Here is a 21,820-nt window from a genome sequence, read left to right as displayed (position 1 = left end):
TCGCTCCTCTCTACAAAGCTGGTTTTTATTTCGTCAGTTGCCCACGTGTGACACCCAACTGGTTGGTTGCCTTCAGGGTACGCCATACATGTGTACCGCTAACTTCTCCGCGCAATGCTTTGCGATACAGACTGATTACCTCTTTCACGCGCTCTGGCTCTTCTTCCAAAAACTCGATGCGATAGCTACCGACATTCAGGGAGCGGAACTCACTCAAATACTCAGCACCAGACTGGTCAATCGCGTTATAAACGGTATTGCGGCAACCGGTATCCACACGTACAGGGTGTGAGAAGCCGACGCGGTCTTTCAAAGAAATGCGGGAGGTCTCACATGGAGTTCCGCAGTTCGTATGGTCAGTACCTTCACTCATGAATGTGCAGTATACGCAGTGCTCCGTGTGGAACATCGGCATGTGCTGGTGGATAACCAGTTCCATGTTCGCAGCGTTTGAGCGGCTGAGCAGATCGACCATTTGTTGGATGTTCAGATCGTACGATGGCGTTACGCGCTCAAGACCTGTTGCAAGGAACAGCTCAACTGCCTTGTGGTTCGCGACATTCAGGGAGAAATCGCCAATCAGCGGAATGTCGATTTCATCACGACGGGACAAGTAGTAATAGAGTGCTCCCGTATTGCGGACCAGAATAGCATCTGGTTTGCTTTTCGCGATCAGGGCAAGGACCCCGTTTTCATCCGGCATATGAATGCGCATCGTAGCAATCCCGATCTTTTTGCCGTACTTATGGGCCAGCTTGACACCCTCTGGATACTGCTTGACGAATTCAAAGTCAGCGTAGAGGAAGTCCACGTCGGTTTGCGCAGCTGCTTCCAATTGCTCAAGGGAACGGCACAGCGCTGTCAGGAGCGGCTTTTCCACTGGCTGGCTCTTCGGAACATCCGCGTATACGTTGATATCGTGATGGTGGTAAATCGGCGGCTTGGAGCGCAGGAACACGAGCTGTTCGACTGCGTCACGGCGCATCCGGTTCAACTCACTGACAGGTACGATGAGATCCCCTTCGAGATCGACAGTCAGATCGTGAGCTTCCAGGTGGAAAATGGTTCCGCCCAGACGGCTTAATTGATCGTGCAGTAACTCTTTCGACAGAGGGCGCTTCAAAGCAGTCTCCAGCAGTACCTCGGAAGGAACACTGACAGCGTGATTCGCTTGTTTATCCACCCAAGTGACACTGAGTTTTTCACCCAGCTTTCCGCTCACGTGAACGGAAAGCGGGAAGGTGCGATAAGGCTTTTCGGTCTCGAACGTTTTGCGCAGGCGACGATCCAGCTCAGGGTCGCTCGTCTTCCATACGCGGTCACCGACGTGAAGACGCTTCAGATTCACGTCATTGCGTCCCATGACGATTTCGTACAAGCCTTTGGAAACTTCACCTTCTACCTTTTTACTGCGGCTCAAAATATCGTAGATGCGACCGCCTTCTTCTTTTTGCGTAGGGTCACCCGCGTCGAACACGATACCGTCTCCGCGTTTGACAGGAGCAGTGATGTCCACCAAAACGCCTGTAGGCAGCAGTTTTTTCACGGTTCCCAAAAACACACCGCGGCTTTTCGGGAACGAACCATCTACGAGCTGCTTGTTGTTTGTCCCGGTCAAAAATCCGTGCGTAAACCCGCGAGAGAAGCTTTGTTGCAGCTCACGTACTTCTACCTCGGTTGGTCCCGTATCTTGTCCGGCAAAATAACGCTCGATGGCGGCATTGTACTTGCTCACGACGTTTGCCACGTATTCAGGTGTTTTCAGGCGGCCTTCAATTTTAAAGGAAGTCACGCCAGCCTCGATCAACTCAGGAACCAAATCGATAGCAGCCAAGTCCTTCGGGGACAGCACGTAAGCGATGTTTCCCATGTCCTTTTGCACACCGTCTACCATCAGGTCATACGGCAAGCGACAGGCCTGGGCACACTCCCCGCGGTTTGCCGAGCGTCCCCCCCACATTTCCGAGGTCAGACATTGACCGGAATAAGAAACACACAAGGCACCGTGGACGAATACTTCCATCGGCAGCTTCGCTTTTTCTCCGATTTTTTTGATCTCTTTTAATGAATTTTCACGACCGAGCACGACGCGTTCCATATCAAACGGCTTCGTGAACTCCACCGCTTCCGGCGAAGTAATCGTCATTTGTGTAGAGCCATGAATCGGGAAGTCTGGAGAAATCTCGCGGATCATCTTTACAAGACCGAGGTCTTGTACGATCACCGCGTCTACTCCAGCGTGAATACAGGCGTCAATCAGCTCGCGTGCATCCTCCAGTTCATTTTCAAATACGAGAATATTAAAGGTAAGGAAGCCCTTTACCCCGTACATGTGCAAATAAGCCATAATCTCAGGCAGTTCCGCCATTTGGAAGTTCTCAGCACGAGCACGCGCGTTGAACTTTTCTACCCCAAAAAAGATGGCATTGGCACCGTTGGCCACGGCTGCCTTCAAACAGTCCCAGTTACCAGCAGGTGCCAACAGCTCAATATCTTCACGCTTTATACCATTTCGCATGTGTATGTCTTACCTCCAAGGTCTTCAAACAAGCTCTTCTTCATCATAGGGAAATGTGCTGGTCACCGCAACAAAAACATCCTTTCTGCCAGATGTTGAAAATGTGCCTTCCAGAAAGATACCTAGTAATGGTATTCTGTAAGAAAAATCGAAATATTCTACGAACCAGGGGAACCGATATATGTTAATCATCAAAGACATTTTGCTGCAGTTGCTGTTCGTTATCGTCCCTGTTTTGCTGTATAGAAACGTTTGGCTGGGGCGATCAACCTCGAACAAGATGAGCGTCAAATCATCCATGGTTATCGTTTGTAGCTCGATCAGTGTCATTTTTGCCATGAGCTTTCCAGTACAACTCAGTAATGGTATGGAGTACGATTTACGCTCGATACCGATCATTATTACCATTTTATACGCCGGGTATATCCCGGGCATTTTAACGATTTTGATGATGTTTGTTGTAAAGATTGTTCTGGGAGGCGATGGCGTTCTTATAACGATTCTTGGAACGATGGTCTACGCGATCATCCCGTTTTTGTTGGTCAATCGTTGGTATGGCTACTCTTTACGAAAAAAACTAGCGACCGTTCTCTTGATCGGATGCTTAAAGCAGCTATCCATCATCGGTGGAGGGATGGTTGTTTTGATCTGGAGAGGGTTCCCGTTGTCCATCATTAGCGATCATCTGGAGCCGTTAGTGGAGATTGGCTACCTCGCTTTGATCGTTCAAGGTGGAGCCGTTTATTTCATCGAGTTTATTCGAGAATCTCATATTATCCGCAAGCAGGTCGAACGCTCGGAAAAGCTGAATCTGATCAGCGAGCTGGCAGCCAGTGTCGCCCACGAAGTGCGCAATCCACTCACGGTGGTACGAGGTTTTGTCCAATTGTTGCGTGAGGAGACGAATCCGAAAAACGTTGAATACATCCGATTGGTCTTAAATGAACTCGACCGGGCTGAATTTATCATTTCCGACTATTTAAATCTGGCCAAGCCTCATTCTGAGACGCTGGAGCGACTGGAGATTGCGCATACCGTAAAAGAAGTGAGCGCCATTATGTCCTCGTACAGCGTCATGAATCGAGTGGAAATCGCCTGTGAGACCGAGCCGGGCCTATTCGTTGAGAGCAACGCCGTTAAGCTCAAGCAAGCATTGATGAATCTAATGAAAAACGGTATCGAATCGATGGGACAAGGTGGCATACTCCATGTCACCGTACGAGCAGCCGGGAACTATCATGTGATTTCCATCAAGGATGAGGGAGAGGGGATGACGCCGGAGCAGATTGAACAGATTGGGCTACCTTTTTATTCTACGAAGGAAAAAGGGACAGGTCTCGGTTTGATGGTAACCTGCCGGATTATCGAGGCGATGCGGGGGACGATCCACTTTCAGAGTGAACGCGGGCACGGAACGCAGGTGACGATTCAACTGCCTGCAGTGTATACGACCGAAAAAGGAGGCGAACATGGACAAAGATCAAGAGGTGTGGGAGCGACTCTTTCATGAGTTGGCTGTCATCAGAAGTGAATTAAAAGCGTTCAAGCTCGAAACACGTGCAGAACTCTATCAAATCAAAAACGAGCTGAAAGAATGGCAGCAGCGTGAAGAACAGCGAAGGCTCTCAAACGAAGGAGAATAGACCATGAGAAGTTCCGCAAAACGATGGTGGCAAAAGACAGGAAAAGTTGTTTTCGCAGCAGGTTTGGCTTTCGCGCTTGCTGCATGCGGACAACCTCAGGAAGCAGCAAAGCCTGCCACACAACCAACGACAGAAGCTACACCAGCTAGTGCATCTGCGCAACCTGAACAGATACTCAGGCTGAATAACTTTACAGAACCGCTTTCTCTTCATCCCGGACTCATTTCGGATGTTTGGTCATCCAATGTTATTTTTCAGACGTTTGAAGGGCTGACGCGAATTGACGACAAGGGCGTTCCACAGCCCGCGATGGCCCAGGAAATCAAGGCATCAGATGATTTGTTGACGTACACCTTCACGATTCGCGACAATGCGAAGTGGTCGAACGGCGATCCCGTAACCGCGCACGATTTTGAAAATGCCTGGAAATGGGCACTCGATTCCAAAAACGGTTCCCAGTATGCCTACCAGCTGTTTTATGTAAAAAATGCGGAGGCGGCCTTTGCTGGCAAAGCGAAGCCCGAAGAGATCGGGGTCAAGGCAACAGACGACAAGACACTGGTTGTTCAACTGGAAAACCCGACGCCGTTTTTCCTGGAGCTGACGGCTTTTTACAGCTACTTTCCGCTAAATACCAAAGTGGTGAAAGAACATCCGGACTGGGCGAAGGAAGCAGGACCAACCTACACCTCGAATGGACCGTTCAAACTCACTGCGTGGGAGCATAAAAACAAGCTGACGCTTACGAAAAATGAGCATTATTGGGACGCAGACGCTGTCAAGCTGACCAAAATCGAAATGAGTATGATCAATGACGCGAATACAGAGCTGTCCATGCTGGAGGGCGGCGATCTCGATTGGGCAGGCGCCCCGACTGGCAATCTTCCGCTCGACGCGATGCCGACCTTGAAGGAAAAAGGTTTGCTGGTGATCACGCCAAAAGCAGGGACGTATTGGTATGAATTCAACACAGAGCAAAAGCCTTTCCACAACAAAAAAATTCGCCAAGCCTTTTCATACGCGATCAGCCGGAAAGACATTGTGGAGAATATCACCCAGGGAGGGGAATTGGTTGCGACAGCCGTAGTGCCGCCTACGATGTTTGCTGAGAACGAGCAAGGCTTGTTTATAGACAACGACATGGAAAAAGCCAAGCAACTGTTGGCGGAAGGCATGAAGGAAGAAGGGTATGCCAGCATCGACCAGCTCCCGCCGATTACACTGTCCTATAATACGGAGGAAGCACAGACGAAAATCGCCCAAGCCGTACAGGACATGTGGCAAAAAAACTTGGGTGTGCACGTCAAGCTGGAGAATCAGGAATGGAATGTCTATTATGAAAACGTGAAAAACGGGAAGTATCAAGTAGCGCGGATGGGGTGGACGGGGGATTTCAACGATCCGATCAACTTCCTGGAAATATTCCGGACGAAGGAAGGCAACAACCATACTCGTTGGGAGAATCGTCAATTTGCCGATCTATTGGCGGCTTCTGCCAAGGAGAAGGATGCTGCCAAACGAAAAGCGATCTTGCAAGAGGCTGAGAAAATCTTGGTAGACGAAATGCCAGTTATTCCGTTTTACTTTAAGTCTACGGTGTATGCGCAAAACCCCAAGTTGAAAGGCGTAGTCATTTCTGGTCTGGGATACGCGCAGTACAAATGGGCCTATTTCGAATAAATCATATGTAGTCACATTCGAAGGGCTGGTCAGTCGGATTATTCCACGACCAGCCCTTCGAATACGATAGAGACCTTCTCTTCCATGATTTCTTCGAGTGCCCAGGCGCCTTCGCTGCGTACCCAATCATAAAGAGCGTTATAGTAAATATTTTCCAACATATTTGCAGCGACAAGAGGGTTGAATTTGCTTTTCAATTGATTCTTTTCTTGCGCTTCTTCAATCAGGTCAGCGAATAGTTGGCGCAATTCAAAGTACATGTTCTTTTCATTCTCAAGCACTTTTCGATGTTTCATCGAGGATTCTACGACGACTTTGATGAAATCGAAATTGGTAATGGTGACTTCATTCATGATCTTGTAGATCCGCAGTACCTTCGATTTGCAGTCGTTACCATAGTCCCACTCTTCCCGACGCTCCTCGATTTCATGCAGACGTTCATATCCCCAGTTAGCGAGAATGGCTTCCTTTGAAGTGAAATGCAAAAAGATCGTACCGCGAGCAACATCGGCTTCTTCGGAAATCATGTCGATGGTGGTTGCTTCAAAGCCGTGCGTTTTGAAAAGCTTGATGGCAGCATTGAAGATTTTTTCGCGTGTTTCGCGCTTTTTCCGTTCCCGTCTCGTCGTCAAGTTATGTAGCACCTCCTTAAGAACTCGTACGCTTGATTATAACACAACCGTTACCTAACAAAAGAATAGTTCATGCAATTGAGCATAATTTAGGTGAAAAAAGGATAGACTTCTGCGCAGTGCGAATGTATATTTATATAATATAATGAATAAATATTAAATCATACCAGGCTCGTTATGCATGGGGTGGAGGAGAGTAAAATGGGTGTTGCAAAGGCGCTGGCAGTACGTCAGGCTACGATGAAAGACGTGGATGCCATGTTGGAGATTGTTAATGAATATGCACAGCAGGGCTTGATGCTGCCACGTACGAAGCTGTCTTTCTTGGAAAACTTGCAATCCTTTATTGTCGCTCATGATGGAGATTCGGTTGTAGGTGTCGCAGGCTTGCATATTTTGTGGGAGGACCTGGCGGAGATCCGCTCCTTGGCTATCTCGGAAAAAGCAAAGGGGATGGGCGTTGGGAAGCATCTGGTTCTTCATTTGGTTGAGCAATGCCGCCTTTTGGGAATTAAGCGTGTACTGGCGCTGACCTATCAACAAGTGTTTTTTGAAAAGTGCGGATTTTGGGTGGTCGCCAAGGAAACACTGCCGCAAAAAGCCTGGAAGGATTGTATTAACTGCTCCAAGCTGCCGATGTGCGACGAAATTGCTATGATTTTCGAAACGTCCTGATACATTTGGTCTAGCCTTCCTTTTTCCTTTTCTGGTACTATATTCATATGAATAGTAGAAATATAAACAATATTCTATTAGTATACCAGAAAAATAGATTGGAAAAAATGGGGGTCTTTTCCATGAAGTTGGGCGCTCGTATACTGCTCGTACTACTATTGGCAGGAAGTGTACCGCTGACGGCAGCGGGAGTGTTTGCTTATCAGGAATCCAAGCAGGAATTGTTGAATGGAAGTGCCGCTACACTGGAAGCACTACGTCAAAGCAACAAGGAACAGGTGGAAAATTACTTTCGCGAGCGAGCCAGGAACGTGGATACGTTGGCTGCATCGGGAACAGTAATGTCCGCCCTTTCTTCGTTTGAGGACGTGTGGCGGCAAGGCCTGGAATCGCCTGCTTATGAAGAAGTGCAAGCGCGATATACGAACGAATTGAAGATGGAGGTTGCCCGCTACGGCTTCGTAAATGCTTTTCTGTTGAATGCACAAGGGGATATCGTGTACGAGACAAAGCCGCAGGCCGATTTTGGTACCAATCTCCTGACGGGCCCACACGCTGACTCTGTACTTGGCCAGACTGTGCAGCAAGTCCAGAAAACCCAAAGCGCAGAAATGTCGGATCTAGGCATTTACGAACCATCTGGAGGGGCGCCAGGGGTATACATTGCAGCGCCGATCTACGAACGAGGCTACATCATCGGGCAAATAGCAGTCGAAGTCTCCATGGATTATATTTCAAGAATATTCAACCAACGAGAAGGTCTGGGGGAAACCGGGAAGATTTACTTGGTTGGCGGCCCGGACAAGCTCATGCGCTCGCAACTGGGCAGTGGACCAAATACGTTGTTACAGCAAAAAGTAGATACGCCCATTGTCGATCAAGTCTTGCTCACCCAACAATCCGAAGGAACGGCCGAAAGCGTGGATTACTTAGGGCAGCAAGTGCTCGTATCCTACGATCAGGTTAAAGTGGGGAAGAAGACGTGGGCGATTTTGGCAGAGAGAAATATGACCGAAATACTGGAAGGCCCAACCCGCATTCGGGATGCCATGATTGCCTTTAATGGTGCCGTACTCGTGCTCATTGTCATCATCTCATTACTTACAGCAAACTGGCTTCGCCGCTCGTTTCGCGGCATGCTTGCTGTCGCAGAGCGGATTGGGCATGGTGATTTTTCGCGTGAGATTCCTGACAAGCTATTAAAACGAAAAGATGAATTAGGGGAGCTGGCAGGGTCTCTCGTTACGATGCAAAAGCAACTGCGCAAAATCTTGTTTCAAATTCAGCAGGCAGCTGCTTCCGTTTCCGGTGCCGTGCGAAATATTCAGGGAAACACCAGTGAGATTGCCGCTTCCAGCCAGCAAATTGTCCTCGTCGTCGATCAAGTGGCTGCAGCAGCTGAGAGTCAGGTAGAGAAAATGGGACAAACCTTGAATCTTGCTGTGGATTTGACGAAGGATGTGGCGGTGGTAACGGAAAATGTAGAACGAGTGACCTTATCTGCGGAAGAAATGAAGCAGCATGCACACGCAGGCAGACGCGCGATCGCAGATGTGATGGAAAGCATGGACGAAATCAATCGTTCGGTAGAAGCTGCAACGGATGTCATTCATGTATTGGAAGGTCGCTCGAAGGACATTTCGAGAATTATCTCTGTCATTACAGAAATTGCCCGCCAGACCAATCTGCTAGCCTTGAATGCTGCAATCGAAGCGGCCAGAGCAGGAGAGCATGGCAAGGGATTTGCCGTCGTTGCAGGGGAAGTGCGCAAGCTCGCGGAAGATACCAACAGTGCTGCCCAGCAGATCGTAGGCATGATTGGAGACGTACAAAAGGATACGAGAGAAGCAGTATCCAGAATGGTAGAGGGTGCCCAAACGACCGCCCGTGGCATGAAGACAGCACACCAATCGCAAGAGATGTTCCAGCACATCGAGGAAAACATCCTCGGGGTGTCGCAAGAAATTAACAGCGTCAGCGAAGCCTTCAAGCGTATGGCGCCAGATACCCAACAGGTAGCTGTAGTCGCTGGGGAAGTATCGTCTGCTTCGATGCAAGCGGCTGCAGGTGTCCAAAGCATCTCGGCTGCGGTCGAGGAGCAGAGTGCAGCGATGGAGCTTATCGCAGATGCTGCGAATCAGCTGGCTATTCTGGCAGAAGAGCTGAGAAGCTCCCTTGCAAGCTTTGTTTCGCGCGAAAATTAAGAAAAGAGGGACGGAGCAAAAGCCGGTGACAACTGCCTTTTCTCCCGTCTCTTTTTGTATTTTGGAAGGATATCTCACACAAAATGTTGAATGATAAGGACGATGGAGAGTTTCAAGCCGGAGGGACGTAAGCGTGCACAAACTAGATTGGGAACTATATCTGCTACCGTTCGAACAAGCTGTAGAAGAAATCAAAGTCAAAATTAAAAATATCCGTAACGAGCTGCGCAAACGCAAGGAGCATTCACCGATTGAGTTTGCGGTAGGCAGGGTCAAATCGATCCCGAGTATTTACAACAAGGCAAACCGCTTGCAGTTTCCGATTGATGAGAATATCTGCTGGGAAATTCGCGATATCGCAGGCATCCGCGTCATTTGCCAGTTTATTGATGATATACCGGCAGTCGTAGAGATGATCCGCAATCGCGGAGACATGCGTGTCTATTTGGAGAAGGATTATGTTTCTACCCCAAAAGAAAGCGGATACCGCGGTTATCACCTTGCTGTGGAGTATCCGATCATGATGGCGGGTGGGCAAGTGACCATTCCGGTAGAAATTCAGATTCGCACGTTGGGAATGAATTTTTGGGCGACGATTGAGCACTCGCTGAATTATAAATACGAGGGAATTATCCCATCTGATATACGGCAAAGATTGTTTGAGGCTGCCAAGGCGTCCTACAAGCTGGATAGCGAAATGAACAATATCCGGGACGAAATTAAAGACGCCCAAGCAGAGTTTACGAAAAAAGAAGTGCCGATGGAGTCATTGTTATCGCTGGTGGAGCTGGATCTCGACGTCGATGCGGCAATGGACGAAGGAAGTATAAGTGAGGGGACTGTAGAAGAGGATGACAAGCGTTAATTGGCTGGAAGAAACAAATAAACGCAAGGAAGAACTGATTGCGACAACGCAACAATTTTTGCAAATAAAGAGCGTATTGGACCCTGAGTCCGCACGGGAAGGGGCCCCTTTTGGAGAAGGGATTCGGCAAGCGCTTGACTTTGCGCTAGACGTGTGTGAAAAGGCAGGCATGACAACCAAAGACGTCCGCGGCTATGCAGGGCATGCTGAATTCGGGCAAGGCGAGGAATTGATCGGCATTCTGAGCCATGTCGATGTCGTACCGGAAGGCGATGGCTGGAGTACGCCACCGTATGCAGCCGAGATCGTGGATGGACGCATCGTGGCTCGTGGAGCGATTGATGACAAGGGCCCGACGATGGCTGCCATTTTCGCCGCGAAGATCGTGATGGAGCTGGGATTGCCGCTCTCGAAGCGCGTGCGCTTTATTTTCGGTACGGATGAAGAATCGAGCTGGCAATGTGTGAACACGTATTTTGAAACGGAAGAAATGCCGACGATGGGCTTTACGCCGGATGCAGACTTCCCGCTGATCTATGCGGAAAAAGGCTTGACTGATCTGTCGTTGCGTCAGACGCTTGACTCCTTCCAAAGCCTCGGAATGCCTGTAGCGGAAAACGTGGAGGCAAAGCTCGTTTCCTTACAGGCTGGCTTGCGGATGAACATGGTTCCAGACAAGGCTGTAGCAACACTTGCGCCAATCGGTTTGAATAGTGAGGCGATTGCACAAAGTTATCGCCAGCACTTGGATACAACTGGCTTGAAAGGCAAGGCGGAGGAGCAGGACGGTCTCGTAGTGCTGCACATGGAGGGCGTCTCGGTTCACGGAATGGATCCGAGCAAAGGCGTCAACGCGGGTACCGAGCTCATTCACTTTTTGTGCACCTTGTCCCTGGATGAACGCGGAGCTGCATTTGTAAGCTTGGCTGATCGTTATTTGCACAAGCAACACTACGGGGAAGAGCTTGGCATCGCGCATGATGATGAAGAAATGGGTGCGCTCACACTGAACACAGGTGTGATCGAGTATGATGAAAAGCAGGATGCGCTTTTCCGTCTGAATATCCGTTACCCACATTCTGTTTCCTTCGAAAAATGGTCGGCTGTTCTGGCTGAACGATTCAGCGAAGGGGCATTTTCGCTCGAAGTGGCTGAGCACCTGACACCGCACCGCGTCGATCCAAATCACCCTTTGGTGACGACACTGCAACGCGTGTATACAGAACAAACAGGCGAGGAAGCTGGCATCATTGCCATTGGCGGCGCTACCTACGGCCGTTCATTGGATGTTGGGGTAGCATTCGGACCGCTTTTCCCAGGGCGTCCTGACAGTGCACACCAGCGAGATGAATATATTTTCGTGGATGACCTGATCAAAGCGACCGCGATTTACGCGCAAGCGATCTATGAATTAGCGAAGTAGAAATAGCAAACGGCTGGTACAAAGCGCCAGCCGTTTTTTTATTTTTGCTGAATCAGGCGAGACAAAAGACTTTGGGAAATGCTGCGAAGGCAACCCACTCAAATGTGACAGCATAAGAAGTACTCGGGCGCATTCGGGACAGGGGTTGGGGGAACAATCATAAGTAGGGTGTAGGCAATTTGGAAATGAAAGGATTCTGTAGGCGGTTTCTCGAACTCATATGGGAATATGTCAGTATCGAAAAGGAGATAAATGATGGACGATCTTACGAAATTGATCAAGGATTTGACGGAAACGGACGGAGTACCTGGGCACGAGCGCGAAGTCAGGGTGAAGATGGAGGAGTACTTGCAGCCTCTCAGCGACGAGTTGGTAAAGGATCGGCTGGGTGGGGTACTCGGAAAGAAGACGGGTGCAGAAAACGGCCCGAAAATTTTGCTCGCGGGACATTTGGATGAAGTAGGGTTCATGGTGACGCATATCACGCCAAAAGGGTACTTGCGTTTCATCCAGCTTGGCGGATGGTGGACGCACAATATGCTCTCACATCGTGTGAAGGTCAAGACACGCAAAGGTGAGTATCTGGGACTCATTGGTTCTAAGGCACCACACGCGCTGGAAAAAGAAGAACGGGAAAAGGTCATGAAGCTCAAGGAGCTGTACATTGATATCGGGGCAAAAGATGAAGCAGATGCGAAGGAAATGGGTGTTCGCCCAGGTGATTGGATTGTTCCTGACAGTGATTTTACGACCATGCGCGACGGTGAGCTGTGGGTAGCAAAGGCACTCGATAATCGTGCGGGGTGTGCGCTGGCAATCGAAGTACTGAAACGTTTACAGAAGGAAGAGCATCCGAATGTGGTATACGCCGGTGCAACTGTGCAGGAGGAAGTCGGAACTCGCGGTGCTGGCACAGTAGCGAGGCTGGTTGAACCGGATATTGCTTTTGCTGTTGATGTTGGACTCGCATATGACACTCCTGGGAATGAATCGTATCCGATGACCTGCAATGTGGGGGACGGTCCGCTCGTCATGTTATTTGATGCTACGATGATTCCGCATACCGGATTGCGCGATCTCGTATTCGACACAGCAGAGGAGCTCGGCATCAATATCCAGGTGGATGCACTCGCTGGAGGCGGGACAGACGCCGCAAAATTCCATACAAGCGGCATTGGCTGCCCGTCGATTGTCGTCGGTTTTGCGACACGGTATATTCACAGCCATAATGCGATTATGTCCAAAAGCGATTTCGAGCAGGCTGCCCAGCTGCTGACAGCTGTTATCAAGAAGCTCGATAAGGAAACAGTACAACAATTGATAGACAGATAAGGTAAGGAAAGCAAAACCCTCCCCATTCAAGGTGTGAATGCATTGGGGAGGGTTTCGTTTGGTTACTTGTTCTGCTCGGGGAGGTCTACCTTTATTTCCAGACCCTTAATAAACTGATCGTCTGTGACTGTTTCAGCGAAATGATCTTTTACGACAAAAGGCTTGATTATGAAATACTTCGGCTGTCCTTGTTCAGAAGCATAGCGGGCGTCAAATGTGAGAGTGCTATCCTTGCGTTGTTCCCCTTCTCCGTGGAGGGATGTCAGTTGACGACCTTGGTCGTCAAACAGGGCAGCTCTGATGGACTTATCTGATGTCTCGCCATCCAGTTTGACCGAATACAACAAGCGCGTCGTCACTGGCGTCACATTGACCTCGGATACTTCGAAAGAAATCCCATCGTTTGATTGAACAGCATTCGGTTTTAGCTGGATGGTGTTGCTTGTCGCTTTTTGGAACGGAATGTCCAGCTTGAAGGTTTGATCAATTCCAGCAAGCTTAACAACCACTTCCGCTTGGAAAGAGTCTGGAATCTTGCCTGTTGAATTGTGGTCAGGTGTCTTCAAAATTTCTTCGAAGACAAGCATGTTTGGGTGCGATTCGCCAGCAGAGGAGAAAAAACCACCGCCAGATACCAAACTATCTGGGGCATCTTGACCTTTTCCATCGATACTAAAAGTGACATTCTCGATAGCGTCACTGAGTTTGACAACCTCTTTTCCCGTATCAAACATGCCGTCCTTCAGGTTTGGAGCCGTTACACTGAGTAGGTAGACAGCGCGTGTTCCGTCGAAGACGGTCTCCGTTACCTCGAGCTTCATGTCCTGATGAGAAATACTCTTGTTCACCTTGGAAGAAAGACCTTGTTCGCCTGCAGCTCGTAAGCCGAGGTCCGCCTCGATTAAGCTAAAGAGACTCCCCACCACTGGGATCTGTTTAATCGATTGCGCCATGACCGGCGAGATAAAACCGGAGGTGAATACAGTTGCACCCAGAATGACTGCGGCGGCCGCAACATAAGGTGCCTTGCGTGATCGTTGGACTTTTCGATCGCGAGACATTTCTGGGAGTGCAGCGTATGTTTCATCCAGTCGTGCTCGTACCAATGGTGACATCATCGTTTCCTTTGAACGTTTGTACTCTTTTAGTTCGAAATCGAATTTAGATTGATCCATAATGTATCTTCCCTTCCCGAAATGTAGTTAATTTCTCCATCAAGTTGTTCCGTGCCCGACTGAGTCGCATTTTCGCGGCACTCTCCGAAATTTCCAGTACCTCTGCTACTTGTCTTAAAGGCATGTCTTCAAAATAGTGAAGCACAATAACAAGGCGCTGCTGTTCATCCAACCTCTCAACGGCGTCCCGCAGATCAATATGTTCGTCTTTCGGTGAGAGTGACAATTGGGTAGGGAATTCATCCACGAGAACGTTACGGGAGCGATTTGCTACTATCTTGTTGCATTCATTGATCAAAATTCGGAACATCCATGTCTTGAAAAATTGGGGCTCACGAAGTGAATGCAGCGATTTATATGCTTTTAAAATGGTTTCCTGGAGAGCATCCGCAATATCTTCCTCTTTTTTCAGGATGGATTTAGCCGTATGGTACAAGGAGCTCTCCACTTGTTTGACAACAGCGATAAAAGCTTCGCGATCTCCTTGCTTTGCCAGGAGAACCTGTTCTCTTAGATTCACCTTTTTCACTCCTTTCTGTGTTGGTTTTTCACATTGACAGTAATTAGATCAGCGAAATCGATACATGGTCACATTATGTAAGCAAAAATTTCGGCTAGGCTTGCTTCATCGTCGCGAGACTTGAAGAAAAATACCCGGGAGTTGAACGGTTTAGTTGTTTTTTCGAAAGGACTCCTTTAGTATAGGTAGGATAGGATTTCGCAAGGGCAACAACCTGCCTAGGATGAATTTTGATTGATGAGAGCCGATTTTATCGCATTCACTGTCCATGCAGTTATGGTGTACGAATCGGATCGCTTGTGAAAGGAAGTGGAAGTTATGGCAAAATCGTTTGCGTCTTTTGGTTTTCGTCCGGAGCTGATGCAAGGGATTCAAGACCTGTATTATAAAGAACCGACACACATTCAAGAGGAAGCCATTCCTCTCATTATGGAAGGCAAAGATCTGATCGGACAAGCTCAGACAGGTACGGGAAAAACAGCTGCATTCATGCTGCCGATCCTCAACGCATTGGAAGAGGGAAAACGCGACATTCAAGCGCTCATCCTCACCCCGACACGTGAGCTTTCCATTCAGATTGCAAAAGAAGTAGAAAAGCTGGGTAAGCACCTGAATGTAAACGTGCTGTCTCTGCACGGTGGAACGGATATTGACAAGCAACTGAGTAAACTGAAAGAAACGGTTCATGTTGTAGTCGGAACACCAGGGCGCGTGCTGGATCATATGAAGCGTGGATCGCTCCATTTCGGACGCATCTCTACACTAGTGCTGGATGAAGCAGATAAAATGATGGAAATGGGCTTCTTGGAAGATGTGGAGCAAGTGATCGTCCACACGCCTTCCCAGCGTCAGGTGCTGTTGTTCTCTGCTACGATGCCCGATTTGGTGAAAAGACTGGCGCACCGCTTCATGAAGCAGCCACCGCATATCAAGATCGAGGGCAAGCAGAAGACTGTGGAGCGCATTGAACAATTTTACTATGTGGTGAACCAAAGCGATAAGACGGACGCTCTTGTCGATGTGCTGGAGCAGGAGCAGCCGTTCTTGACTATCGTGTTTGCCAATACGCAAGTTCGTGTGCAGCAGCTTACAGCCCGATTGCAGGAAAATGGCCTCGCTGCGAAAGCACTGTACGGTGATTTGTCTCAAAACAAGCGGGAACAACTGATGAAGCAATTCCGTGAGATTCGTTTCCAATACTTGATCGCGACAGATATCGCAGCTCGTGGACTCGACGTAGAAGGCGTAACACATGTCATCAACTACGATTTGCCGAATGACGTGGACAGTTACATTCACCGCGTTGGGCGTACTGGTCGTGCGGGACAAAAAGGAAAAGCCATCTCCCTCATCTCTCCTCGTCAGAAGAATTTGATGGGGCGTTTTGCCAAAGCCACGAAGGCATCGATCGAGGAAAGAATTTTGCAGGTAGGTCGCCATCTGGATGCGGGTCGCCGTGAACGTGCGGAAGAACGGGAAGCTCATTTCATTGAGCTGCGGGCGCAACAGGCGAAAGAGCAACAGAAGGAAAAAGACAAAGAGTTCTCTCCTGTACGTGAAGCCTTGAAGAAAAAGACGAAGGTAAAACCAGGCTACAAAAAGAAGATGGCGCGTGAACTGGGTGAAATGCAGACCCAGTATGAGAAAAATCGCAAGAAGGCAGAAGCAATTGCAGCACGCAAAGCGGGTAAATCTGCTAAGCCTGCCGATGCCAAAAAAGCAGGGAAAGGTGGAGCGGCTCGCTCTGCCAAGGGTGGAAGACCGTTTAGTCAATCTGCCGGGAAATCAAGAGGAAGATAAGAAATGAAGAGGCTGCCCAGATTCGAAAAGGATCTGGGCGGTTTTTTTGTAGAAACGCCTTTGGCGTATGAAAGGAAGTTCTTGACTTTATACTCGACTAGAAGGTTTATACTCGGATCGAAATAATGGGAGAGAAGGTGTGGAATTGTTCAAAATCAGCGAGTTTTCCCGACTGAGTCGAATTCCGTTACAAACGTTGCGCTATTATGATCAGATTGGGATTCTAAAACCAGCAAAAATCGATGATACGACCGGGTACCGTTATTACTGTGCCGAACAGCTTCTGCAGATCAATCGAATTGTCATCTTCAAAGAATTGGGGTTCTCGTTGCAGCAGATTGCGCAGTTGCTTCATGAGAATATACCAGCCGAACAAATTCGGGGCATGCTGAGGCTCAAAGAAAATGAAATCCAATCCCTGCTGGAGATGGAGATGTCAAAGCTTGCCCGTATTAAAGAACGGGTGCAGCTTGTTGAACGGGAGGGAAGGATCGAGAAGGAGCAAGAGGTTGTTCTGAAGCAGGTAGATAGTATGCACTTGATTTCCTATTCAGCACGAGGTGCTGCTGAAGATATTCCTTGGCTGTTTCAAATGTTCGACAGTTTGCTTGATGCCAGCCTGAAATCATCCTTGACTGGTCCCAAAACAGTGCTATGGAAGGAAAGCGGAACAAAGGATCAGCTTTTCGAATTTGGGGTGGGCTACGCCATTAAAACAGATTCTGTCACACTGCCCGAGCAAATGGAACGAAGCTTCTTGCCTGCCGAGACAATGGCTTCGCTGCTATTTCGTTCGGATTCGACCTTTAAGGAATCAGCTTGCCTGGATCTGGCTACGTGGATTGAACAGCATGGCTACTGTATTCGAAGCGAACAGCCCGGCAGAGAAATCTATGTTCCCTTATCAGAAGAACCTGGAGTTGAGCTCATAGAAATCCAGATTCCAATTGAAGCAAGGGGGCTAATTGAGCATGGGAAATAAATGGGTCGTCATTACTCTTGCTTTGGCCGTTTTCCTGATTGGGACAGTGGAGTATTTGATCAGCGGCATTATTCAAATCGTGGCAGTTGACCTGGGTGTCACGACATCGTCTGCCGGATTGCTTGTCACTGCTTTTGCCCTCTCAGCGGCAATAGGGGCTCCCATAATCATCGCTGCTACAATCCATCTTGACCGAAAAAAATTATTACTCACGATGCTTGGCATTTTTATGTTGAGCAACTGGCTGGTCTATGTGAGTCCTTCCTTTGAGATGATGCTGGTTACACGTATGATCCAAGGACTCAGTGGAGGAGTTGCTACTGTTGTTGCGATGGCGGTATCTACACAGCTAGTTGAAGAGGGCAATCGTGGGCGAGCAATCGGTATCATTTTGATGGGATTGAGCAGCTCGCTTGTACTTGGCCTCCCGGTTGGCACTTATTTAAGTGAAGCGATTGGCTGGAGACTGCTGTTCATTTTCATTGGACTGCTGGGCTTAATTCCGCTGCTTGTCATTTATAAAAAAGTCCCGCCTATAAAAGCGCAGGAGACTGTAACACCGCGGGTACAGTTGGCTGTTATAAAAAATAAAAAAATTCTGGCCGCGGTTGTTATCACGTTGTTGTACATCGGCGCTTATTCAACAGTATTTACTTATATTGCGCCTTTCCTGCTAACCCGGGCAGAGCTTTCGGCATCCGAGATTTCCGCGATTCTGTTTTTAGCAGGCATTTGCAGTTTTATGGGGTCAAAAATTGGAGGGGTTATCGCAGATCGCAAGGGACCGAAATTTTCGATTTATTTTGGACTCTCCCTTCAGGCAAGCATGCTGCTTTTGCTTTCGGTCATGGATGGAGTGATAACTGTCCATATCGTGATCATCATGCTGTGGATGCTCGCCACATGGGCAACGTCTCCGGCCCAACAGCTATATCTGGTTACTCAGGTGCCCCGTTCGCCGGATATCGCTCTTGGCATTAATACATCCTTTATTCAATTTGGCTTCGCTTTGGGATCATGGGTTGGGGGACTGGTGATCAGCAACGCCTCTGTGGAGCATCTAGGCTGGTCGGGATTTGTTATTGCGTTGCTGTCACTGTTGCTCGCGATCCGTTTGTTTTCGTTAAAGAAAGAGAAAGAGCAATTATCAGCGTAGAAGATAGCGTAAGATGCCTTTTCGTCTCTCTCGACAGCATGATTTTAGGAAAACGCCCCAAGATTATTTGTGCTACAGAAAAAACGAAAGAGATAGTGCGACAATTCTTTAAAAAACACGGTAATAGTGCCGAACTCCTTTTTATTCTAAAGAAATTGGTATAATCTTGATAAAAAGGAGGGGTACCACTATGGACCGGATCGATGAACAAATCCTCCGCTTATTGCGGGAAAATGCCCGAATCACCAGCTCCGACATCAGCAAGCAGGTTCATTTGTCCGTGCCTGCGGTCTCCGAGCGAATACGTAAGCTGGAGGATACAGGACTCATCAAGCAATTCACGGTGAAGCTGGATCGGGAGCAGCTAGGGCTTCACCTGATTGCGTTTGTGATGGTACAAATCGAGAAAACGGAGCATATCGCTGGCTTCCGTGAAACGGTCATGCAGGCAGACTGTGTCCTTGAATGCCATCATATTGCGGGAGCTTACGACTATGTATTGAAGGTCGCCGTAAAAGGGACGGCTGATCTGGAACGATTCATCTCTGAAACATTAAAGCAAGTAGAAGGGGTAAGCAAGACGAATACGATGATCGTCCTGTCTTCCATGAAAGAGGAGATATGAATCTGATGGCGATCTGGAACGGTCTATTATTCGGGATGATGCTCCAGCTATCCGCTGGTCCGGTTTGTCTGGCGGTGTTGCATCGCTCAATGACTCGGCGATTGCGGGAGTCACTTATGATGGTACTGGGTGTGGCACTCGTGGATACGGTGTATATGGTAGGGGCAATTGGGGGACTGTCGCTGCTGTTACAAATCCAATGGGTCAAACAGATGGTCTTAATTATGGGAGCCCTGATTTTGACTTGGTTTGGGATTCAAACCTTGCGTGCCATAAAAGGAAGAGGAGAGCATGAACAAATACCAGTCCAGCATCCTCGGTCGGATCGAAGCAGCTTTTGGCACGGCGTGCTTCTGACGCTCGCAAATCCTCTGACCGTTCTGTTTTGGGCGGGAGTATTTGGTTCGCTATTGGCATCTGGCACTTTTGTTCATCCAACGGAGTTGTTCTTGTTTGCTACGGGCTGTCTGTTATCGACTTTATTGTTCCTGGGGTTGGTAGCTTTGTTGGCCGCGTATTTGGCTCGTTTTTTTCGCCCGGGTTGGCTCAACGTTTTTCATGGGCTTAGTGGTGTCTTTCTAATTGGGTTTGCGATTGCCCTTTACGCAAAAAGCTGTTTGCTGCCGCGATACTGGCCTTTTTAAAGGAGTTCGGAATGACTGCATCGAATTTTAATAGGATACAGGAATTGTGAGAGAAAATAGTGTTTTCCTCCCATGTGAATTGGGTAATAGATAGGAAGATAGAACCCTTTCTTGTGAAAGTACCATAGTACAGGGTGTGAGGAGAACCAGTGATGACGACGGATACGTGCTTGAAATGCGGCAGTCCGATGGGCCGGGGAGAGTACAGTTGCCAGGTTTGCGGAGAAAACGAAATACAAGACTACCAGATGATTCGCAATTACGTGAGAACTTATCCGAATTCGAATGCGATGCAAATTGCCAATGCAACAGGGATATCTGTTTCAAAAATATTGCGTTATATAAGAAATGGCTCGTTGACGGTAGTAGACAGTCCGCCCCGCAGAGGGCGATCATGAGAAAAAAGAGAAAAGCCCACAAGCAGTCACGAATGCATTTCGTGTAGCTTTGTGAGCTTTTTTATTTTTGATGTAATCTTATAACCAGCGTAGACCTTTTGGATAATGATTTTTGAGTTGCCCCTCTGATTGCTTGCCCCAACCGATGGAGTATCCATCTACAGTAACCAGCGTCCAGCCGCTTTCCCCATCACGTGTGAGCGCTTCTCCTTTTAGGTACCGCAACAGTTCAGGATCGTCCGCGCCATACGAAGCGACACGGGCTGCCTCCGAAGGAGAGAGGGCGAGCGCCAAGGCGTGTGCAGGTTCAAATCTGTTCTTTTTTACGGTTCCCAGGTGCAGACCGACGCGCATGACCTTGAGCTTGTCCCAGTCGAGCTCGGGAGCAGGTGAGTAGTAGAGCTGCTCGCCAAATAAAAGAAAAGCAGCTTCATCTTCGAATGATTTGGAGAGCGCCGGGAGCGCTTCGACTGCGAACGTACGCCAGGCTGCCAGTGCTTCTTTTCGACCCGTCGGAGTTGATCTTGCCGCACGCTTTTCTTTACGCTTCCCGGAAGGTTCTTGAACCTCAGCGCTCTCGCTCTTTTGCAGCTTGGCGAGGTAATGACCTTCTCCCTGTAGACGATGCGGCCACAATCTGGCTGTCTGGGTGAGCTGCTCGTTTTGTGGCGACGCCCACTCGGGTTGGCCAGCAGAAAAGCAATCTGCATGTGGCAGCGAGATGATCTCAAATTCCGGGTGACGGTCCAGGAAGTTAACCAGGGACTGCTCATTTTCCAACGGAGCAAATGTGCAGGTGGAGTAGACCAACGTCCCGCCTGACTTCAGCATTGCAGCGGCCGCCTCGAGAATATCACCTTGCATGACATGGCATTCCATTACTTTTGCAGGACTCCAGTCTTCGATTGCTTCGGGTAGCTTGCGGAACATTCCTTCGCCAGAGCATGGAGCATCTACCAAAATTCGGTCAAAAAACTGGGGGAATCGCTCTTGCAAACGTTCAGGCGTTTCGTTGGTCACGACGGCATTGGTAACGCCGCAGCGCTCCAGATTTTCTGACAAGGCTTTTGCTCGAACAGGATGGATCTCGTTTGCCACAAGCATTCCTTGTCCACGCAAAAACGCTGCAAGCTGCGTCGATTTCCCTCCTGGCGCTGCACATAGGTCAAGGATGCGCTCACCAGGTTGGGCACCGAGTGTTTCGGCAGCGGACATCGCGCTTGGCTCCTGTAAATAGTACATGCCGGCGGAGTGAAAAGGATGCTTGCCGGGACGAGCTGGCTCTTTGTAGTGAAATCCGTTTTCGCACCAAGGGACTGCTTCCAGAGCAAACGGCGAGATTTTCAAAAAAACGTCACGCCCTACCTTCAACGGATTGACCCGTAAGCCGTGTGTTACAGGCTGATCATAGGAGGAAACGAATGCCTCGAAATCGTGCCCGAGCAAGGTTTGCATGCGCTCGGTAAATGGTGTCGGTAAATTTTTTGTCATAACAGCCTCCGATGTCAGATTTTGGCCCCATGTGAAAGGAAAAGATAGAATCATGGC

General features: G+C 48.8%; 19 protein-coding genes. 14 read left to right on the top strand and 5 right to left on the bottom strand.

Features of this window, described 5'->3' with window-relative positions; translation table 11 throughout:
- Positions 1 to 25 precede the first annotated feature (25 nt).
- Positions 26 to 2,518, bottom strand: coding sequence for a U32 family peptidase (locus KB186_RS23760; RefSeq protein ID WP_232774494.1), 2,493 nt, complete (start codon positions 2,516 to 2,518; stop codon positions 26 to 28).
- 181 nt (positions 2,519 to 2,699) lie between these two features.
- On the opposite strand from KB186_RS23760, the gene KB186_RS23755 reads away from it, so the two are divergent.
- From KB186_RS23755 to KB186_RS23745, 3 genes are read left to right on the top strand one after another with little or no spacing between them, the layout of a single operon-like run.
- Positions 2,700 to 4,028: an ATP-binding protein gene (locus KB186_RS23755; protein ID WP_173610829.1), complete on the top strand. Its 1,329-nt coding sequence runs from the start codon at positions 2,700 to 2,702 to the stop codon at positions 4,026 to 4,028.
- Positions 3,988 to 4,161, top strand: a complete 174-nt coding sequence (locus KB186_RS23750; protein ID WP_173610830.1) for a hypothetical protein — start codon at positions 3,988 to 3,990, stop codon at positions 4,159 to 4,161. Before KB186_RS23755 ends, KB186_RS23750 begins: the two co-directional genes overlap by 41 nt.
- Positions 4,162 to 4,164: 3 nt before the next feature.
- Complete coding sequence (locus KB186_RS23745; protein WP_173610831.1) at positions 4,165 to 5,841, top strand: peptide ABC transporter substrate-binding protein; 1,677 nt, start codon at positions 4,165 to 4,167, stop codon at positions 5,839 to 5,841.
- A gap of 38 nt (positions 5,842 to 5,879) precedes the next feature.
- On the opposite strand, the gene KB186_RS23740 is transcribed toward KB186_RS23745, so the two are convergent.
- Positions 5,880 to 6,473, bottom strand: coding sequence for a TetR/AcrR family transcriptional regulator (locus tag KB186_RS23740; RefSeq protein ID WP_047071619.1), 594 nt, complete (start codon positions 6,471 to 6,473; stop codon positions 5,880 to 5,882).
- Between the two features lie 201 nt (positions 6,474 to 6,674).
- On the opposite strand from KB186_RS23740, the gene KB186_RS23735 reads away from it, so the two are divergent.
- The 5 genes from KB186_RS23735 to KB186_RS23715 all read left to right on the top strand — a co-directional run bounded on the left by KB186_RS23735 (position 6,675) and on the right by KB186_RS23715 (position 12,972).
- On the top strand, positions 6,675 to 7,148 hold the full coding sequence (locus KB186_RS23735; RefSeq protein WP_173610832.1) for an N-acetyltransferase: 474 nt from the start codon (positions 6,675 to 6,677) through the stop codon (positions 7,146 to 7,148).
- Positions 7,149 to 7,270: 122 nt separating this feature from the next.
- Positions 7,271 to 9,352, top strand: a complete 2,082-nt coding sequence (locus KB186_RS23730) for a methyl-accepting chemotaxis protein (RefSeq protein ID WP_232774492.1) — start codon at positions 7,271 to 7,273, stop codon at positions 9,350 to 9,352.
- Between the two features lie 133 nt (positions 9,353 to 9,485).
- Positions 9,486 to 10,217 (top strand): GTP pyrophosphokinase, encoded by a 732-nt coding sequence (locus KB186_RS23725; RefSeq protein ID WP_173610834.1) that lies wholly within the window; start codon positions 9,486 to 9,488, stop codon positions 10,215 to 10,217.
- Positions 10,204 to 11,640, top strand: a complete 1,437-nt coding sequence (gene pepV, locus KB186_RS23720; RefSeq protein ID WP_173610835.1) for a dipeptidase PepV — start codon at positions 10,204 to 10,206, stop codon at positions 11,638 to 11,640. Before KB186_RS23725 ends, pepV begins: the two co-directional genes overlap by 14 nt.
- A gap of 255 nt (positions 11,641 to 11,895) precedes the next feature.
- Positions 11,896 to 12,972, top strand: a complete 1,077-nt coding sequence (locus tag KB186_RS23715) for a M42 family metallopeptidase (RefSeq protein ID WP_173610998.1) — start codon at positions 11,896 to 11,898, stop codon at positions 12,970 to 12,972.
- A gap of 62 nt (positions 12,973 to 13,034) precedes the next feature.
- Here KB186_RS23715 and KB186_RS23710 read toward each other — a convergent pair whose 3' ends face one another.
- Positions 13,035 to 14,147, bottom strand: a complete 1,113-nt coding sequence (locus KB186_RS23710; protein WP_173610836.1) for a DUF4179 domain-containing protein — start codon at positions 14,145 to 14,147, stop codon at positions 13,035 to 13,037.
- Entirely contained in the window at positions 14,134 to 14,667 is a 534-nt protein-coding gene (locus KB186_RS23705) for an RNA polymerase sigma factor (RefSeq protein WP_173610837.1), read from the bottom strand. The genes KB186_RS23710 and KB186_RS23705 overlap by 14 nt, the downstream gene beginning before the upstream one ends.
- 318 nt (positions 14,668 to 14,985) lie before the next feature.
- On the opposite strand from KB186_RS23705, the gene KB186_RS23700 reads away from it, so the two are divergent.
- The 6 genes from KB186_RS23700 to KB186_RS23675 all read left to right on the top strand — a co-directional run bounded on the left by KB186_RS23700 (position 14,986) and on the right by KB186_RS23675 (position 20,272).
- Complete coding sequence (locus KB186_RS23700) at positions 14,986 to 16,467, top strand: DEAD/DEAH box helicase (RefSeq protein WP_173610838.1); 1,482 nt, start codon at positions 14,986 to 14,988, stop codon at positions 16,465 to 16,467.
- A 145-nt stretch (positions 16,468 to 16,612) separates the two neighbouring features.
- The gene (locus tag KB186_RS23695) at positions 16,613 to 17,449 is read left to right on the top strand and encodes a MerR family transcriptional regulator (RefSeq protein ID WP_173610999.1); all 837 of its coding nucleotides are present in this window, start codon (positions 16,613 to 16,615) and stop codon (positions 17,447 to 17,449) included.
- On the top strand, positions 17,439 to 18,605 hold the full coding sequence (locus KB186_RS23690) for an MFS transporter (protein WP_232774490.1): 1,167 nt from the start codon (positions 17,439 to 17,441) through the stop codon (positions 18,603 to 18,605). The genes KB186_RS23695 and KB186_RS23690 overlap by 11 nt, the downstream gene beginning before the upstream one ends.
- Positions 18,606 to 18,795: 190 nt before the next feature.
- Positions 18,796 to 19,230 (top strand): Lrp/AsnC family transcriptional regulator, encoded by a 435-nt coding sequence (locus tag KB186_RS23685; RefSeq protein ID WP_232774488.1) that lies wholly within the window; start codon positions 18,796 to 18,798, stop codon positions 19,228 to 19,230.
- 5 nt (positions 19,231 to 19,235) lie between these two features.
- Positions 19,236 to 19,874: a LysE family translocator gene (locus KB186_RS23680; RefSeq protein WP_232774486.1), complete on the top strand. Its 639-nt coding sequence runs from the start codon at positions 19,236 to 19,238 to the stop codon at positions 19,872 to 19,874.
- Between the two features lie 152 nt (positions 19,875 to 20,026).
- On the top strand, positions 20,027 to 20,272 hold the full coding sequence (locus KB186_RS23675; RefSeq protein ID WP_173610842.1) for a hypothetical protein: 246 nt from the start codon (positions 20,027 to 20,029) through the stop codon (positions 20,270 to 20,272).
- Between the two features lie 78 nt (positions 20,273 to 20,350).
- Here the strand turns inward: KB186_RS23675 and KB186_RS23670 are convergent, their stop codons facing one another.
- Positions 20,351 to 21,763 (bottom strand): RsmF rRNA methyltransferase first C-terminal domain-containing protein, encoded by a 1,413-nt coding sequence (locus tag KB186_RS23670; protein ID WP_232774485.1) that lies wholly within the window; start codon positions 21,761 to 21,763, stop codon positions 20,351 to 20,353.
- Between the last annotated feature and the right edge of the window lie 57 nt (positions 21,764 to 21,820).

It is taken from the genome of Brevibacillus sp. AF8 (assembly GCF_021270385.1).
GTDB lineage: Bacteria > Bacillota > Bacilli > Brevibacillales > Brevibacillaceae > Brevibacillus.
Note: the sequence above shows the minus strand (reverse complement) of the source record. Positions and strands in the feature narration are given on the sequence as shown.